The sequence below is a fragment of the Erwinia sp. SLM-02 genome, assembly GCF_037450285.1.
Classification (GTDB): Bacteria; Pseudomonadota; Gammaproteobacteria; order Enterobacterales; family Enterobacteriaceae; genus Erwinia.
Genome location: NZ_JAQISN010000002.1, coordinates 755,350 through 773,287, shown reverse-complemented (window position 1 = coordinate 773,287; position 17,938 = coordinate 755,350). Strand labels below are relative to the sequence as shown.

The 17,938-nt window shown below is 57.4% G+C and carries 15 protein-coding genes and 1 riboswitch; of the genes, 11 read left to right on the top strand and 4 right to left on the bottom strand.

Features of this window, described 5'->3' with window-relative positions; genetic code table 11:
• Positions 1-194 precede the first annotated feature (194 nt).
• Positions 195-1,547, bottom strand: coding sequence for a lysine-sensitive aspartokinase 3 (gene lysC / locus PGH32_RS16690; protein ID WP_314417250.1), 1,353 nt, complete (start codon positions 1,545-1,547; stop codon positions 195-197).
• A 93-nt stretch (positions 1,548-1,640) separates the two neighbouring features.
• Positions 1,641-1,833, bottom strand: a riboswitch (Lysine riboswitch).
• 390 nt (positions 1,834-2,223) lie between these two features.
• On the opposite strand from lysC, the gene pgi reads away from it, so the two are divergent.
• The 6 genes from pgi (at position 2,224) to psiE (ending at position 8,827) form a co-directional block, all read left to right on the top strand.
• A complete protein-coding gene (pgi, locus tag PGH32_RS16685; RefSeq protein WP_314417252.1) occupies positions 2,224-3,867 on the top strand; it encodes a glucose-6-phosphate isomerase in 1,644 nt (547 codons plus the stop codon).
• Between the two features lie 552 nt (positions 3,868-4,419).
• Positions 4,420-4,689 (top strand): exopolysaccharide production protein YjbE, encoded by a 270-nt coding sequence (yjbE, locus tag PGH32_RS16680; RefSeq protein ID WP_314417256.1) that lies wholly within the window; start codon positions 4,420-4,422, stop codon positions 4,687-4,689.
• 75 nt (positions 4,690-4,764) lie between these two features.
• Entirely contained in the window at positions 4,765-5,412 is a 648-nt protein-coding gene (locus PGH32_RS16675) for a YjbF family lipoprotein (RefSeq protein WP_337894609.1), read from the top strand.
• A complete protein-coding gene (locus PGH32_RS16670; RefSeq protein ID WP_337894608.1) occupies positions 5,409-6,164 on the top strand; it encodes a capsule biosynthesis GfcC D2 domain-containing protein in 756 nt (251 codons plus the stop codon). The genes PGH32_RS16675 and PGH32_RS16670 overlap by 4 nt, the downstream gene beginning before the upstream one ends.
• The gene (locus PGH32_RS16665; protein ID WP_337894607.1) at positions 6,164-8,257 is read left to right on the top strand and encodes a YjbH domain-containing protein; all 2,094 of its coding nucleotides are present in this window, start codon (positions 6,164-6,166) and stop codon (positions 8,255-8,257) included. The genes PGH32_RS16670 and PGH32_RS16665 overlap by 1 nt, the downstream gene beginning before the upstream one ends.
• Positions 8,258-8,410: 153 nt before the next feature.
• Positions 8,411-8,827 carry a phosphate-starvation-inducible protein PsiE gene (gene psiE, locus PGH32_RS16660; protein ID WP_123332032.1) on the top strand — a complete coding sequence of 139 codons (417 nt, stop codon included), beginning with the start codon at positions 8,411-8,413 and terminating at the stop codon, positions 8,825-8,827.
• A 78-nt stretch (positions 8,828-8,905) separates the two neighbouring features.
• On the opposite strand, the gene malG is transcribed toward psiE, so the two are convergent.
• From malG to malE, 3 genes are read right to left on the bottom strand one after another with little or no spacing between them, the layout of a single operon-like run.
• The gene (gene malG / locus PGH32_RS16655; RefSeq protein WP_314417264.1) at positions 8,906-9,796 is read right to left on the bottom strand and encodes a maltose ABC transporter permease MalG; all 891 of its coding nucleotides are present in this window, start codon (positions 9,794-9,796) and stop codon (positions 8,906-8,908) included.
• Positions 9,797-9,803: 7 nt separating this feature from the next.
• Entirely contained in the window at positions 9,804-11,336 is a 1,533-nt protein-coding gene (malF, locus tag PGH32_RS16650; protein WP_337894606.1) for a maltose ABC transporter permease MalF, read from the bottom strand.
• 55 nt (positions 11,337-11,391) lie between these two features.
• Positions 11,392-12,588, bottom strand: coding sequence for a maltose/maltodextrin ABC transporter substrate-binding protein MalE (gene malE / locus PGH32_RS16645; protein WP_337894605.1), 1,197 nt, complete (start codon positions 12,586-12,588; stop codon positions 11,392-11,394).
• Positions 12,589-12,919: 331 nt separating this feature from the next.
• Between malE and malK the strand changes: the two genes are divergently transcribed.
• The 5 genes from malK to ubiA all read left to right on the top strand — a co-directional run bounded on the left by malK (position 12,920) and on the right by ubiA (position 17,938).
• Positions 12,920-14,050 carry a maltose/maltodextrin ABC transporter ATP-binding protein MalK gene (gene malK / locus PGH32_RS16640; RefSeq protein ID WP_205065665.1) on the top strand — a complete coding sequence of 377 codons (1,131 nt, stop codon included), beginning with the start codon at positions 12,920-12,922 and terminating at the stop codon, positions 14,048-14,050.
• Between the two features lie 16 nt (positions 14,051-14,066).
• Positions 14,067-15,350 carry a maltoporin gene (locus PGH32_RS16635; RefSeq protein ID WP_123332022.1) on the top strand — a complete coding sequence of 428 codons (1,284 nt, stop codon included), beginning with the start codon at positions 14,067-14,069 and terminating at the stop codon, positions 15,348-15,350.
• A 101-nt stretch (positions 15,351-15,451) separates the two neighbouring features.
• Positions 15,452-16,375, top strand: a complete 924-nt coding sequence (malM, locus tag PGH32_RS16630; RefSeq protein WP_314417276.1) for a maltose operon protein MalM — start codon at positions 15,452-15,454, stop codon at positions 16,373-16,375.
• A gap of 167 nt (positions 16,376-16,542) precedes the next feature.
• Positions 16,543-17,070: a chorismate lyase gene (gene ubiC / locus PGH32_RS16625; protein WP_337894604.1), complete on the top strand. Its 528-nt coding sequence runs from the start codon at positions 16,543-16,545 to the stop codon at positions 17,068-17,070.
• A gap of 19 nt (positions 17,071-17,089) precedes the next feature.
• Positions 17,090-17,938, top strand: a complete 849-nt coding sequence (gene ubiA / locus PGH32_RS16620; RefSeq protein ID WP_443112795.1) for a 4-hydroxybenzoate octaprenyltransferase — start codon at positions 17,090-17,092, stop codon at positions 17,936-17,938.

The window sequence follows — 17,938 nt, the reverse complement described above, 5'->3', positions numbered from 1 at the left end:
GCTGATTCGTAAACCGGCAGCGATGTTCCGCCGGCCGTCACCGAGAGGATAGGTGGGCGTTTAATGTTGTGTTATTTATCTGAAAAATTGCCATAGCACAGCCGTACTCACCGGAACGAGGAAAAGACGGCCCGCCGCATCATAGCATCAAAAAAAAGGGGTGTCGGGCCAGCGGTCACTGGCCCGATGAGAGGTTACTCGAACAGGTTGCGGTGCAGCGCCTGCACCACCTGTTCAGCATCCTGGCCCGGCACCAGGAAGCACAGGTTGTAGCTGCTGGCCCCGTAGCAGATCAGGCGCAGGCTGAACGGCTCCAGCACGCTGAAGACGTCTTTACCGACGCCGCAGGCTTTGGAAAGCTCGTTACCGATAATGGCGACCAGCGCCAGATTCTCTTCCACTTCCACGCGGCACAGCGAGGAAAGCTCGGTCAGCAGCGCCTGGGTCAGCAGGCTGTCGCCGGTTGAGGTGGAACCGGTGGTATCCAGCGTCAGCGCCACGCTCACTTCGGAGGTGGTGATCAGATCAACGGAGATATTGTGACGCGCCAGGATGTTGAAGACTTCGGCGAGGAAGCCGCGGGCGTGCAGCATGTTAAGGCTGGTCAGCGTCAGCAGAGTCTGCTTACGGCGCAGCGCCAGCGCGCGGAACAGCGGGGGATTCTGGGTTTTGTTGCTCACCATGGTGCCGCCCGCAGACGGATCCTTGCTGGAACCGACAAACACCGGAATGTCGCTACGCACCGCAGGCAGCAGCGTGGCCGGATGCAGAATTTTCGCGCCGAAGGTGGCCATTTCTGAGGCTTCTTCGAAGGTAATTACATCAATGCGCTTCGCGGCAGGTACCACGCGCGGGTCGGTGGTGTAGATGCCTGGAACGTCGGTCCAGATATCCACACGGCCGGCATGCAGCGCTTCGCCCAGCAGCGCGGCGGTATAATCACTGCCGCCGCGGCCCAGCGTGGTGGTACGGCCCTTTTCTTCGCTGCCGATAAAGCCCTGGGTGACGATCAGCGCTTCGGCAATACGCGGTTTAAGCTGCGCGGCAGCCAGTTCGGCCAGCGTGGCCACTTCCGGCTCGGCGCGGCCAAAGCGGTCGGTGGTGCGCATCACTTTACGCACGTCAAACCACTCGGCGGTAACGTCGCGCTCACGCAGAATTTCCACGAACAGCAGGGTAGACATCAGCTCGCCGTGGCTGACCAGTTCGTCGGTCAGGGCGGCAGAGGTCGCCAGCGCGGCCCCTTCGGCCAGCGTGGCAATATTGTCCAGCATGCGGTCGATCTCTTCACGGATCACCTGGCTCTGCTTGAGTTCATCAAGAATGGCGTACTGAATACGACGAATATCGTCCAGCACCGCGGCGCGCTGCTCCAGCGGCTGGCCTTCAGCCAGGGAAACGAGCAGATTGGTTACGCCCGCAGAGGCGGAAAGGACCACCAGACGAACGTCAGGATTGGATAACACCACATCGGCGCTGCGGTTCATAGCGGCAAAGTCGGCAACGCTGGTGCCACCAAATTTCGCCACGATTAAATTCTGGGACATGACTATGACTACCTCGTGTCAGGTTTTATCTTTCAGCCTTGGCACAAGGAAAGAGCAGAAATGGGTCAGACGTAGAAAAGGGACAACTACGAGTCACCCAGAAGCGCTCCACCTTGCTGCACGTTCGACTGCGAACGTTTCAGGTGACAACTCAGAGGATTCAGCCCCTGCAGTCGATACGCCCCACTCCGTGTGGTTAGTACCTCGGCGTCGCTCCCCCTGATATGTTATCAATGGATACGGATCCTCAAACACACTGCCTGGGCGACGCGCCTCTTCTGGCTTACGCGCATGCACGCGTCAGTTTAGGCGTGTAGAAATATCGGGTTATGACGCCGGTGTCAACGCCGGGAGGCTGATGATTATTCATTTTCCTTATTAGCCCGGTCGTATCACTCTTACTAATCATCCACGACGAAAAAAGCACCGGTGGTTGACCTCAGTCGGGTGGATAAGCACGGTACGGACTGTAAATTTTTTTCTTTCATCGTCATACTGAAATGCTTAGTGTGAATCATCCTCACCAACAGAATGCGAAATACCGCCCGGACACACGGCAGCCTCTTAGCTGTTGATAGCCGCAACCTGTTACAGGAAAAGGGGAGACGATCCCCGCAAACAGGTACGATGCTGTCCGGTCTGATTTACGATTCTTAAATAAAAAGAGTGTGTTGCTATGAAAAATATTAATCCGACACAAACCGCTGCCTGGCAGGCACTGCAGCAGCATTTTGAACAAATGAAAGACGTTCAGATTGCTGACCTTTTCGCCAGGGATAACAACCGGTTTGCCGCTTTCTCCGCGACCTTTGATGACCAGATGCTGGTCGACTTCTCCAAAAACCGTATTACGGCTGAAACGCTCAGCAAGCTGCAGGCGCTGGCCAAAGAGACCGAGCTGCAGGATGCGATTAAATCGATGTTCTCCGGTGAGAAAATCAACCGCACTGAAGATCGCGCCGTGCTGCACGTTGCGCTGCGTAACCGCAGCAACACCCCTATCGTCGTGGACGGTAAGGATGTGATGCCGGAAGTGAATGCGGTGCTGGCGAAGATGAAAAGCTTCTCCGAGCGCATTATCGGCGGTGAGTGGAAAGGCTTTACCGGCAAAGCGATCACCGACGTGGTGAATATTGGTATCGGCGGTTCAGATCTGGGGCCGTTTATGGCGACCGAAGCGCTGCGCCCGTATAAAAATCATCTGAAAATGCACTTCGTCTCCAACGTTGACGGCACGCATATCGCCGAAACGCTGAAGGGCCTCAGCCCGGAAACCACCCTGTTCCTCGTGGCGTCTAAAACCTTCACGACACAGGAAACCATGACCAACGCCCACAGCGCGCGTGACTGGTTCCTGACCTCGGGTGAGCAGGGCGACGTGGCAAAACACTTTGCGGCCCTGTCGACCAACGGCAAAGCGGTAGCTGAGTTCGGTATTGATACCGACAACATGTTTGAGTTCTGGGACTGGGTTGGCGGCCGCTATTCACTGTGGTCGGCGATTGGCCTGTCAATTGTACTGTCCATTGGCTTCGATAACTTTGAGAAGATGCTGAGCGGTGCGCACGCCATGGACCGCCACTTCGCCGATACGCCGGTGGAGAAAAATCTGCCGGTGCTGCTGGCGCTGATCGGTATCTGGTACAACAACTTCTTCGGTGCTGAAACCGAAGCCATTTTGCCTTATGACCAGTACATGCACCGCTTCGCGGCTTACTTCCAGCAGGGCAACATGGAGTCCAACGGTAAGTACGTTGACCGCAGCGGCAAGCCGGTATCCTACCAGACCGGGCCGATTATCTGGGGCGAGCCGGGTACTAACGGCCAGCATGCCTTCTACCAGCTGATTCACCAGGGCACCAAGATTGTTCCGTGCGACTTTATCGCTCCGGCAATCTCGCATAACAAACTGGGCGATCATCACAGCAAACTGCTGTCTAACTTCTTCGCCCAGACCGAAGCGCTGGCGTTTGGCAAGTCACGCGACGTGGTGGAAAAAGAGTTTACCGATGCCGGTAAAGCCGCCAGCGACGTTGAGCACGTGGTTCCGTTCAAGGTGTTTGAAGGTAACCGCCCAACCAACTCCATCCTGCTGCGCGAAATCACCCCGTACAGCCTGGGTGCGCTGATTGCGCTGTACGAGCATAAAATCTTCACTCAGGGCGCTATCCTGAACATCTTCAGCTTCGATCAGTGGGGTGTTGAACTGGGTAAACAGCTGGCTAACCGCATTCTGCCAGAGCTGGAAGATGCGAAAGACGTTAACAGCCACGACAGCTCAACCAACGGCCTGATTAACCGTTATAAATCCTGGCGTTAATTTCTCGCCAGTAGAGCCAAACCCCCGACCGTTCGGGGGTTTTTTATTGCCTGCGATCGGTACGCTTTTTCCATCAGGCGGCTGCCGTTATCACCGAATTTCCCCCTCTGGCCAGCCCATTTACGCTCCGGTACCCTGAGGTTTTTCCTGAAATCAGCGAAAGTTCATCCTTCCCAGGTGAGATTAATCCTAAAAAACAGGAGTAAAAATGCAATACTTCGCTGAATTACATAAGAAAATAATCCCAATAACGCCATGATTTAAAACATTTTTGTTTCTCTTTTCCGCAATTGAAAATACGATATTGGAGGATGCGCTTGTTTTAACGGCATAATGCTGCTGTTTAAGGCAAATCAGTATTATGTTCTGTAAGCTTTTCTTTTCTGCGCTTTACTAAAATTAAAATTTCTTTTTATTAAAAATAAAAGTGTAAAAAACTATTTTTTCAATACCTGGAAGGGGCGCTGATTTCTGGGAGTTATTTCCCCATAATGAAGATGCCAGGAACCATCCAGGCCCTGGTGTCCATTCATACTGTGAAGGGAAAGTGTAATGAAAAAAGTCTTATGTGCTACTGCAGCCATACTGTACTTAGCAAGCTCAGCTGCTTTCGCCGCACCTGGCGATGTTGCTGGCTCTTCTGCTTCTACTGACGGCACTGCCGCGGGTACTGAAGCAGCAGCACTGTCTGCGGGCGCGTCAACTGCCATCGGTATCGGTGCGGTTGCGGCGTTTGCAGGTGTTGCGCTGGCTACGTCAGGCGGCGGCGATGGTTCCAACACCGGAACCACGACCACCACGACCACCAGCACCACCCGCTAAGTACCAACATTAAACATAACCACACGAAAGTGTGGTTATTTTCAGATTGCATTCTTTAGCTCAGGGATCCCACTGGTGCGAAACCTACCATTGCTGCTGCTTTGCCTGTTACTTCAGGCCTGTACACAAACCCAAAAGGGCTTGAGTGAAACCGTTAAGCTGGCCGTTCTTGGCCAGGACGACATTGAGTTAACCAACCAACAGATCGCCAACATTCCCTACGCCAGCATGTATCTGCGCCTTGACGGCGGTCAGCAGATCTTCGTGGTGATGGGCTTTAACGAGGATGGTCAGCAGAAATGGATCACCCAGGATCGCGCAACGGTAGTGACGCAATCCGGTCGTCTGGTGAAAACCCTCGGCCTGGCGGATAACCTCAATGAGGTGACCAATCTGCAACAGGATCCGCTGCGCGATGCGCTGCGTCTGACGGACGGGTCGAGCTGGACACGCGTGCTGAGCTGGACGGAAAAAGGCCAGCTGCGCACCGGGACTGCGGTTTCTCACTTCACCCGTCAGGAAGATGCCGTGCTGCAGCTGGGCGGCCGGCAGGTTGCCTGCCGCGTCTGGCAGGAAGAGGTGGAGCTGAAGGAGAGTGGTAAAACCTGGCGTAATACCTTCTGGGTTGATACCTCCAGCGGACAGGTGCGTCAGGCCGTACAAATGTTGGGAGCGGACTACTTCCCTGTGGCAACCACTATTCTGAAGCCTGCGAAATCATGAAAAAAATCACAACTCTTCTCGCAGGGATAGTGGCATCGCTGTCGCTGCAGGCACTGGCGGATAGCCAGGTTACGGTATTTTATCCGGGGCAGTCGCAGACTGCCGTCGTCAGCCATGCAGAAAATCTGGCCCAGCTGGTATCCAGCCCGGCGCTGCAGGGAAAAACCTGGTGGCCCGGTACGGTGATCGGTGAAAAACTGGCCACGGCGGTGGCGATTCGCCAGCAGCAGGACGTGGTCGCCCGTCTACAGGTGTGGCGCGATAACCTGCGCAGCGATAACGATCTCGCCGAAGCGGCAGTCGTTGAAAATGTTCGCCAGCAGATTGCTTCGCTGAAGGTCACCGGTCGCCAGATGGTCAACCTTGATCCTGACTGGGTGCGCACCCGACCGCAGGGAAATCGCCGCCTGGCAGGGGAATACAGCGTCTATACCGTGGCTAAACCGACCTCGGTCAGACTGGCCGGCGCCGTTGATGGCGCAGGCACCACGCCGTGGGTTGCCGGACGCCCGGTGGCGGATTACCTCGAGTCACGCGCGCATCAGAGCGGCGCAGAGCGCAATGTGGCACTGGTGATCTCCCCTGCGGGCGAGGTGACCGAGGTTCCGGTGGCCTACTGGAACCGCCGCCACGTCGAGCTGGAGGCGGGCAGCACGCTCTTTATTGGCTTCTCATCCTGGGCGCTGCCGAGCGACCTTGCCGACCTTAACCAGCAGATCGTTTCTGTTTTGACGCACCGGATCCCTGACTGATGAAAAAACGTTATCTTCTCAGCCTGCTTTCATTTTCCGTGGCCTGTGCCTGCCAGGTTCAGGCGGCTTCCTATCCCGAGCCGATTGGACCCTCACAGTCCGATTTTGGCGGTATTGGCCTGCTGCAGGTGCCGACGGCGCGTATGGCCAAAGAGGGCGAGTTCAGCCTGAACTACCGCTATAACGACCAGTACCGCTTTTACTCCACCTCGCTGCAGCTGTTCCCGTGGCTGGAAGCGGCTATCCGCTATACCGACGTGCGTACCCGTAAATACAGTTCGGTTGAAGACTTCAGCGGCAGCCAAACCTATAAAGATAAAGCCTTCGATCTGAAGCTACGCCTGTGGGAAGAGGGCTTCTGGCTGCCGGAAGTCTCGGTGGGTAAACGCGATATCGGCGGTACCGGGCTGTTCGACAGCGAATACGTGGTCGGCACCAAGGCCTGGGGGCCGTTTGACTTCACCCTCGGCGTCGGCTGGGGCTACCTCGGCAACAGCGGCAACGTCACCAATCCGTTCTGTACAGCCAGCGACAAGTACTGTTACCGCTCTGAAGGTAACCGTACGGCGGGCTCGTTAAGCCTGGGCGATTCCTTTAAGGGCCCGATGGCGGTCTTCGGCGGGATTGAGTACCAGACCCCGTGGCAGCCGCTGCGCCTGAAAATGGAGTATGAAGGTAACGACTACCAGGGCGACTTTGCCGGCAAGCTGGATCAGAAAAGTAAGGTTAACGTCGGCGCCATCTACCGAATTACCGACTGGGCGGACGTCAACGTCAGCTACGAGCGCGGCAATACCTTTATGGCCGGCTTTACCCTGCGTACCAACTTTAACGAGCTGACCCAGCCGCACCTCGATACGCCGAAACCGGCCTATGAGCCGCAGCCGCAGGGCCGCTTCCTGGACTCCACGGTAACCGCCAGCCAGCTGACCGACCTGAAATACAATGCCGGCTTTGAAGCGCCGCATATTCAGCTGAAAGGGGACACCCTGTACGCCAGCGGCGAGCAGACCAAATACCGTGAGAACCAGGAAGCCATCGAGCGCGCCAACGTGATTCTGGCCAACCATCTGCCGTCAGGGGTGAAAACGATTGAGCTGACTCAACAGCGTCATCATATGCCGCAGGTGACCACCAAAACCGACGTGGCCAGCCTGCAGCGCCAGCTGGAAGGCTACCCGCTGGGGCGTGAAGAGACGCTGCAGCAGCAGCGGATCAATCCGGTTACGCCGGAACGTACCGAGCAGGGCTACTTTATCGACGGCCGTCGTTTCGACTACAGCCTGTCGCCGGTGCTTAACCAGTCGTTCGGTGGCCCGGAAAGCTTCTATATGTACCAGATCGGGGTTTCTGCCGGTGCTAATCTGTGGCTGACGGATCACCTGTTGCTCGACGGTAGCCTGTTCTTTAACGTGGCGAATAACTACGACAGATTCAATTACACGCGGTCTGGTGGAAATTCACCTCTGCCTCGCGTGCGTACCCAGATTCGTCAGTACGTTGAAAACGACGTTTACGTCAACAACCTGCAGGCTAACTACATGCACTACCTGGGCGGTGATTTCTACGGCCAGGTGTACGGTGGTTATCTGGAAACCATGTACGGCGGTGCCGGCGGTGAGCTGCTGTATCGTCCGCTGGATTCCAGCTGGGCAGTGGGGCTGGACGCCAACTACGTTAAACAGCGTGACTGGGACAACATGATGAAGTTCACCGACTATCATGCGAAAGTCGGCAACCTCACCGTCTACTGGCAGCCAACGTTTATGGATCAGGTGCTGGTGAAGGCCAGCGTCGGCCAGTACCTCGCCGAGGATAAAGGCGTAACGCTGGATGTTTCCAAGCAGTTCGACAGCGGTATCAGAGCGGGCGTTTATGCAACGAAAACGAACGTCTCCTCAGAAGACTACGGCGAAGGTGACTTCACCAAGGGCTTCTATGTCTCGGTGCCGATGGATCTGTTCAGCATCCGTCCAACCCGCAGCCGCGCGAACATCAACTGGACACCGTTGACGCGTGACGGCGGTCAGCAGCTGGGACGTAAGTACGAGCTGTATGATATGACCACCGACCGCGATCGCAATTTCCACTAAATGCACACGCGATAGAAAAAGGGCCGCTTAGCGGCCCTTTTTCTTTTTCAGGGCTAAATCCAGAATCCCCCATCTTGTGATCTGCGTCACACTAAAGCATATTGTTAAAACGTCGGGCAGCCCGACAGATAACAACTATTCAGAGGTGTGAACATGACTCCCCCCGTCCGTAATACTCCGGCCACCCGTCTGGCCTTTGCCCTGCAGATGGTGCTGAACGCCGGCCTGATTGCGCTGGCCGTTATCCTCGTTATCTTCCTCGGCAAGGAGACGATTCATCTGGCGAACGTACTGCTGAACACCGGGGAACAGACGTCTTCGTATCTGCTGATTGAAGGCATCGTCATCTATTTTCTTTATTTCGAGTTTATCGCGCTGATCGTCAAGTATTTCCAGTCGGGCTACCACTTCCCGCTGCGCTACTTTGTCTATATCGGCATCACCGCGATTATCCGTCTGATCATCGTTGACCATAAAAACCCGTTTGATACCCTGGCCTACTGCCTGGCTATTCTAATCCTGGTGGTCACGCTGTGGCTGGCGAACAGCAATCGCCTGAAGCGCGAATAAAAAAACAGGCGGCCATTGGGCCGCCTGAAACACAGGATGTAACGAAGCAAGAACAGCAGCAGTGGCAAATAAATCGGACTAGCCCTTCACGCCCCCGGCGGTTAAGCCGTTAACCAGCCAGCGTTGAGCGATAATAAACACCAGGGTAATCGGCAGCGCCGACAGCACGGCGGCCGCGGCAAAATCACCCCATAAATAGTTCTGCGGATTGAGATACTGCTGCATTCCCACCGCCAGCGTGTAGCTGTTCACGTCGCGCAGCAGCAGCGACGCCACCGGTACTTCGGTAACGGCCGCAATAAACGACAGAATAAACACCACCGCCAGAATCGGCACCGACAGCGGCAGCAGGATCAAACGGAACGCCTGCCACGGCGTGGCGCCGTCCAGCGCGGCAGCCTCTTCCAGCGAGCCGTCAATCGTTTCGAAATAACCCTTAATCGTCCACACGTGCAGCGCAATCCCACCGAGGTAGGCGAAGATCAGACCCGCGTGGGTATTCAGCCCGATAAACGGCAGATACTGTCCCAGCCTGTCGAACAGCGCATAGAGCGCCACCAGCGACAGCACCGCCGGGAACATCTGGAAAATCAGCATCCCCTTCAGCAGGCTGGACTTGCCGCGAAAGCGCATGCGGGCAAAGGCATAGGCGCAGGTGGTGGAGAGGGCGACGATGCCGACCGCGCTGATGGCCGCCACCTTGATCGAGTTCCACAGCCACAGCAGCACCGGAAACGGCGGCGGGGTTACGCTGCCGTTTTCATGCACCACCGGGATACCCAGCGCCAGCTTCCAGTGGTCCCAGGAAATATGCTCCGGCAGCAGCGAGCCGATGGCGTAGTTGCCCGGGCGCAGCGAGATGGCCAGCACCATCAGCAGCGGATACATAATGACGGCCACAAAGCTCAGCAGCAGCAGATGGCTGAACAGCAGGCGCAGTTTCTGCGATTTCGGTTGTACGATAGCCATGTTTACCTCAGTCGACTTTGATGCGGGTGGCTTTCAGGTTCAGCACCGCCAGGCCGCCTACCAAAAGGAATATCAGCGTGGCAATGGCCGCCGCCAGGCCGAAGTCCTGCCCGCCGCCGCCCTCAAAGGCGATGCGCCAGGTATAGCTGACCAGCAGGTCGGTATAGCCCGCCGGCGTGGTGGTGCCAAGGCGATCGGGTCCACCGTTGGTCAGCAGCTGGATCAGGACGAAGTTATTAAAGTTAAAGGCGAAGCTGGCGATCATCAGCGGTGCCAGCGGCTTCAGCAGCAGCGGCAGCGTGATGCGGAAGAAATTCTGTACCGTGGTGGCACCGTCCAGCGCCGAGGCCTCATACAGATCGTCCGGTATCGCCTTCAGCAGCCCCATGCACAAAATCATCATGTAGGGATAGCCGAGCCAGGTATTGACCACCACCAGCATGCTGCGTGCCAGCGTCGGGTCGCTGAACCAGGCGGGCTTCAGGCCAAACAGGGCGTTAAGCATGATGTTGATTTCGCCGAAGCTCTGGTTAAACAGCCCCTTGAAAATCAGGATAGAGATAAAGGCCGGCACCGCGTAAGGCAGGATCAGCAGCAGACGGTAAACCGCACGCCCTTTCAACGCCTCCCACTGCATCAGACAGGCCAGCACCATCCCCACCGCCGTGGTCAGGATCACCGTCAGCAGCGCGAACACCACCGTCCAGATAAAGATGCCGATAAAGGGTTTCTGAATACCGTCGTCGGTCATCACCCGCAGGAAGTTTTTCCAGCCGATGCTCACCGTATAGCCGGGGCTGAGCCGATCGCCGCTCCACTGCTGGCTGGCATCCTTCGCCTGATAGAAACCAATCTCATCGTTCGGCCAGTAAACCGTGCCGGTTTGCTGATTGGCCAGGCTGCCGTCCGCCGCCAGCTTATACAGCGGCTGCGTCCCGGAGAACTGGCGCAGCGAGCTCATCCGCACGCTGCTGCCGTCGGGCAGGGTGGCGGTAATCAGCCCCAGCGCCTGACGGTTTTGGGTCACCACGCGCAGCATCGCGCGCTCGCCCTGCGGGGTTTCCGCGCTCTCTTTCAGCGTCAGGGTCTGTGGCGTTTTATCGTCGAAGCTGAACGGCTCGGAGAGATAGCCGGGCTTGCCGTCGGCGGTCAGCTGCAGGACCCACTGACTGCCCTGCGGCCACAGATTGAAGTTATAGCGCTCTCCAGCCTGATACTGGCGGTCCAGCAGCACCGTCTGCGCCCGTTCAAAGGTCAGCTGGTTGGTACTGCTGTAATTGGTAAAAGAAATGGCGATGGTCGCCGCCAGCGGGAAGAGGACAAACAGCGCCATGCCCGCCAGTCCCGGGTACACATAACGCCAGGCGCTGGCCCGACGCTGAGCAAAAATCACCAGCCCAACGCTGAGTACAATCAGCGTCAGCGCGGCGAACAACACTTCACCCTGCGCATACATCAGCACCACGAGGTAGCCGGTAAACAGCGCAAACAGGGTAACGATCAGCCACTTCAGGCCATGCTTACCGGCAACGTTCGCCATAGAAATTCCTTACAGCAGCGACGGGCGTTTCCGCCCGCCTGGCAGACAACGGGGATTATTTAGTGATACGTGCCTGGGCGTCTTTCAGCGCGGCATCGACCGTCTGGCGGCCGTTGATCGCGTTCAGCACCGCGGTGCGTTCCGCATACCAGAAGGCGCTCATCTGCGGCACGTTTGGCATCACTTCACCCTTCTGCGAGTTCTCCATGGTGGCGGCAATCTTCGGATCCTTCGCCAGCTTCTCCTGCATCGACTTCAGCGCCACCGCACCCAGCGGCTTATCGGCATTGACCTTCGCCAGGCCGTCATCGGTCAGCAGGTAGTTTTCCAGGAACTCTTTCGCCAGCTCCTTATTCGGGCTGGCGGCATTAATGCCCGCGCTCAGCACGCCCACGAACGGTTTCGACGGCTGGCCTTTGAAGGTTGGCAGCAGGGTCACGCCGTAGTTAATCTTCGCACTCTCGATATTGCCCCACGCCCACGGGCCGTTGATGGTCATTGCGGTTTCGCCCTTGTTAAAGGCCGCTTCGGCAATGGCAAAGTCGGTATCGGCATTCAGATGCTTGTTCTTAATCAGATCGACGAGGAACTGTAATCCTTCCTGCGAACCTTTATTGGCCACGCCAACATCCTTCAGGTCATAGCTGCCGTCGGCGAGTTTTTTAAAGGCATAGCCGCCGTTGGCGGCGGTGAGCGGCCAGGTGAAGTAGGGTTCCTGAAGGTTAAACATGATGGCGCTTTTGCCTTTGGCCTTCAGCTTTTTATCCAGCGCCGGGATCTCTTCCCAGGTTTTTGGCGGCTCGGGCAGCAGGTCTTTGTTATAAATCAGCGACAGCGCTTCGGCGGCGATCGGATAGCCGATCAGCTTGCCGTTGTAGCGCACCGCGTCCCAGGTGAAGGGATAGAGCTTGTCCTGGAAGGCTTTATCCGGGGACACTTCGGCCAGCAGGCCGGACTGGGCATAGCCGCCGAAGCGATCGTGCGCCCAGAAAATAATATCCGGGCCGTCACCGGTTGCGGCGACCTGCGGGTACTTCTCTTCCAGTTTATCCGGATGCTCTACCGACACTTTGATGCCGGTATCCTGCTCAAACTTTTTACCGACTTCCGCCAGGCCGTTATAGCCCTTGTCGCCGTTGATCCAGATAACCAGCTTGCCTTCTTCAATCTTTGCCTGCGCCAGCGCAGGGAGCAACAGGCTGGAAAGGGTATACAGCAACAGTGTTTTACTCGCTAATCTGAACTTCGCCATTATTCGTTCCTCTAAGGGTATGAAGTCGGGATGTGCCTGCAGTCTGCTGTTAAGCAAGGAGAACTGCGTCATCCCCGGCTCTACTCCCCCCAATCACTTTCTGTGACCGGATTAACAAAAAATCCATTTCTGCGTTCCCGACCACAAAAAACACCCGTTATTTTTGCCAGCGCCGTCACGAAATTCACCTGCCGAGCCGATGGCTGATGGCGGGTGCGTTTTTCTCATCCTCCTTTCTCCTCCCCCATAAAAAATCCAGCGGTGGAGGAGTTACCTTTCCCCGCGCTGCCGCACACTCCGGCCATCAACAGTCAGTGGACGGGAGAAGCGGATGGCCAGCGTGGTGCTGAATAATGTCACCAAAGCATGGGGTGACGTGGTGGTATCAGATGCGATTGACCTGACGATTGCCGAAGGGGAGTTCGTGGTGTTCGTGGGGCCGTCAGGCTGTGGCAAGTCAACGCTGCTGCGCATGATTGCCGGGCTGGAAGAGATCACGTCGGGCGAACTGCTGATTGGCGATCGCCGGATGAATGACGTTCCTCCTGCCGGTCGCGGTGTCGGCATGGTGTTCCAGTCCTACGCCCTCTATCCCCACCTTACCGTCGCGGAAAATATGTCCTTTGGCCTCAAGCTGGCCGGGGTGGCGAAAGCCGAAATCCAGCAGCGGGTGAATAAAGTGGCCGAGGTGCTGCAGCTGGCCCACTTGCTGGACCGGCAGCCTAAAGCGCTCTCCGGCGGCCAGCGCCAGCGCGTGGCAATAGGCCGTACGCTGGTGGCGGAGCCACAGGTATTTTTACTCGATGAACCGCTGTCCAACCTTGACGCCGCACTGCGTGTGCAGATGCGCATCGAGATCTCCCGCCTGCACAAGCGCCTTCAGCGCACGATGATTTACGTCACCCACGATCAGGTCGAGGCGATGACCCTGGCCGACAAAATCGTGGTGCTGGAAGGGGGACGCATTGCCCAGGTCGGTAAACCGCTGGAGCTGTATCACTATCCTGCCAACCGCTTTGTTGCCGGTTTTATCGGCTCGCCAAAGATGAATTTCCTGCCGGTCAAAGTCACCGCCACCGCGATCGACCAGGTCCAGGTTGAGCTGCCGAATCGCCAGCAGATCTGGCTGCCGGTAGACAGCGCAGACGTCCAGCCCGGCAGCAATATGTCGCTCGGCATTCGTCCCGAACATCTGCTGCCCAGCGATGTCGCTGACGTCAGTCTCTCCGGCGTGGTGCAGGTTGTCGAACAGCTCGGTCACGAAACCCAGATTCATATCCAAATCCCCGCCCTGCGTCAAAACCTGGTTTACCGCCAGAATGACGTGGTGCTGGTAGAAGAAGGTGCCCATTACGCCATCGGCCTGCCGCCGCAGCGCTGCCATCTGTTCCGTGAGGATGGAAGCGCCTGCCGTCGGCTGCATCAGGAACCGGGTGTAGAAGCACTCCAGCTAAAGCAGTGATAACAGGAGCACAATAATGATTAAGCTGAAATATCCTCTGGCAGTGGCCATTGCGATGGCCATCTCCGGCCAGGCGGCAGCGGTCGATTTTAAAGGCTATGCGCGTTCGGGTATCGGCTGGACCGGTAGCGGCGGCGAGCAGCAGTGTTTTCAGGCGACCGGTGCCAACAGTAAATACCGTCTGGGTAACGAATGTGAAACCTATGCGGAACTGAAACTGGGTCAGGAACTGTGGAAAGAAGGCGACAAGAGCTTCTACTTCGATACTAACCTGGCGTATGCCGTTTCTCAGCGTTCAGATTTCGAAAGCGTCGACCCGGGCTTTCGTGAGGTGAACATTCAGGGTAAAAACCTGATCGACTGGCTGCCAGGTTCAACCCTGTGGGCCGGTAAGCGCTTCTACCAGCGTCACGATGTTCATATGATCGACTTCTACTACTGGGACATCTCCGGTCCGGGTGCAGGTGTGGAAAACATCGATCTGGGCGCGGGTAAACTGTCCATGGCGGTGACCCGCAACGGTGAAGCGGGCGGCTCCTACGGCTTTATCGATAACCAGCAGAAACAGGTTCCGACCGTAAACGACACCTTCGACGTGCGCGTGGCCGAGCTGAACGTGAACCCGGGCGGTGTGCTGGAGCTGGGCGTTGATTACGGCCGCGCTAACGTGCAGGACGGCTATTCTCTGGCGGACGGCGCCACCAAAGATGGCTGGATGGTGACGGGTGAACATACCCAGACCATCTACAACGGCTACAACAAGTTTGTCGTGCAGTACGCCACCGATGCGCTGACCTCCCAGCGTAACGGCCGCTCAGAAGGTTCGAGCATCGATAACAACGGTCACATGCTTCGCGTGATCGACCACGGTGCGCTGGACTTTAACGACAAGTGGGGCCTGATGTACGTCGCCATGTTCCAGGACCTGGATCGCGACAATAAAAACGGCACCACCTGGTACACCGCCGGCGTGCGCCCGATGTACAAATGGACGCCGATCATGAGCACCCTGCTGGAAGTGGGCTACGACAACGTGAAGTCGCAGGAAACCGGCGAGCGCAACAGCCAGTATAAAGTGACCCTGGCCCAGCAGTGGCAGGCCGGTGACAGCATCTGGTCGCGCCCGGCGATCCGCGTGTTTGCCACCTACGCCAAGTGGGATGAGAAGTGGGGCTACGCCACCTCTGACGACACCGGTTACACCTCCGGCACCGCCTACAGCGATACCAGCGCCAAAACCTTCAGCCGCGGTAACGACGATGAGGTCAGCTTCGGCGTACAGATGGAAGCCTGGTGGTAACAGCCAGTCGCGGGCGGGCCAGCTCAGGTCCGCCCGTATCTTTTTAGCCCCGAAACTGCATTGCCTGGCGGGATCGGGGTGGCCCGTTTAAGGAACATAAAATGAAAAAAAATCTGCTGTCACTCTGCCTGCTCGCGGGACTGGCTTCCGCATCGATCCTGCCCGCTACGGCGGCAACCTTTACTTCGCCACAGAACGTGGCGGTGGCCCCGGCCATTCCGGCCTCCGCACTGCAGCGCCTCTCCTGGCTGCCGATCACACCACCGGCCAGTAACGACATTGCACTGAACGCTTCCTCACAGAGCCTGAATCAGGGGGAAATTACCGGCCCGGTTGCGGCCGTGACACTGCCTGCCGATCGCGGCTCGCTGGAAATATCGCTGACCAGCGTGGTGAAAGATCGCCGCGTCTATGTGCCAAACGTCCTGGTACTGGACGAACAAATGCGCCCGGCTGCCTTCTATCCCGGCAGCTATTTCCCGTATCAGAAACCCGGCGTTGTCTCGCAGGATCGGCTGGAAGGAACGCTCAAGCTGACCCCGGCGCTGGGGCAAAAACAGATTTACCTGCTGGTGTACACCACCCGCCAGGATCTGACCACCACCACCCAGCTGAAAAACCCGGCGAAGGCCTACGCTGAAGGCGTGGGTAATGCCGTGCCGTCCATCCCCGATCCGGTTGCCACCCATGTGAGCGACGGCCAGATTACGCTGAAGGTGAAAGCGGAGCAGGGCAGCGGCAACGTGATGATCGGCCAGGTGTTTAACCAGCCGCAGCCGCAGCCGGTGGTCGTCGGCAGTACGGCCGCACCGGCAGCGGTCGCCGCTGCGCCAGCGCCAGCGGCTCCTGCAGCGAAAGCGGAGCCGATGCTGAGCGACACCGAAACGTACTTCAACCAGGGCATCCGCCAGGCGGCGAAGGCGGGTGATATCGACAAAGCGCTGCGACTGATGAATGAAGCCGAGCGTCTGGGCTCCACATCGGCGCGGCAAACCTTTATCAGCAGTGTGAAAGGCAAGGGATAACATCCCCATATTGCTGGGCTGGCTCCATGACTGGTGCGCCGTGCGGCGCACCTTTTTTCCTTCCTGCCGTGCTACCCATAAATTTCTGCGTAATTGCCCCGCTTTGATAGGTTTGGCTCCGGTGTCTGCGTTACACTCTGCTTCTGAATTTTTTGCGGAGAAGTGCTATGGCTGAGAACGCGCTGCCGCTGTTGCGCGCTATCGACTGGCTACCCGAATCATCGCCCCTGTTAACCGCTTCCCTGCTCGACTGGCTGATGGAAGAAGACTCGATGACCCGGCGTTTTGAACGCCACTGTCAGCAGGTGACCGTCAACCTGCTGCGCGAAGGGTTTATTGCGGCCCACGAGGCCGGAAGCGATGCTGAACTGCTGCCCGCTGACCCCCGTTTCTGGCTGCGGGAAATCGAACTCTGTGGCGACGGTATCCCCTGGCTGGTGGCACGCACGCTGGTGCCGGAATCCACCCTGATCGGCCCGGAGCAGAAGCTGCAGCAGCTGGGCACCGTGCCCCTCGGGCGCTATCTGTTTGCCAGCTCGACGTTAACCCGCGATTTTATTGACGTTGGCCGCAGCGGAAATCTGTGGGCGCGGCGCTCGCGCCTGCGCCTGTCGGATAAACCGCTGCTGCTGACGGAACTGTTTTTACCGGCATCTCCCCTGTATGCCCATCCGAACGCTGAGGAGAATCAGTAGCGTGGAGACCAGTCTGCAAATGAGTAAGCTTTCTGCCTATATCCGCCTGATGCGGGTTGATAAACCGATTGGCACGCTGCTGCTGCTGTGGCCGACCCTGTGGGCGCTGTGGCTGGCGGGGATGAAAGTGCCGCCGCTTAACGTGCTGATAGTTTTCGTACTCGGCGTGATTTTCATGCGTGCGGCAGGCTGCGTGGTCAATGATTTTGCCGACCGCAAAATTGACGGCCATGTAAAACGCACACGAGGACGCCCGCTGCCGAGCGGTGCCGTCACCAGCAATGAAGCCAAAGTCCTGTTTATCGGCCTGGTGTTGGTTTCCTTCCTGCTGGTGCTGACCATGAACAGCATGACTATCTGGCTGTCGCTGGGCGGGCTGCTGCTGGCGTGGATGTATCCGTTTATGAAGCGCTACACCCACCTGCCGCAGGTGGTGCTGGGCGCGGCGTTCGGCTGGGCTATTCCGATGGGCTGGGCGGCGGTAAACGAAACCCTGCCGTTAACCTGCTGGCTGCTGTTCCTGGCCAATATCTGCTGGACGGTGGCGTACGACACACAGTATGCGATGGTTGACCGCGACGATGACCTGAAGATCGGCGTGAAGTCGACGGCGATTCTGTTTGGTCGCCAGGATAAGCTGATTATCGGGCTGCTGCAGCTGGCGACGCTGGTCCTGCTGGCGCTGACCGGCTGGCTGAGTGGTTTAGGCGGTATTTTCTACTGGGGGCTTTTACTGGCCGCAGTGCTGTTTATTCACCAGCAGAAGCTGATTGCCGATCGTCAGCGCGATAAGTGCTTCCAGGCGTTTCTGAACAACAACTATGTTGGGCTGGTGCTGTTTGTCGGGATTGCGCTGAGCATCTGGTAA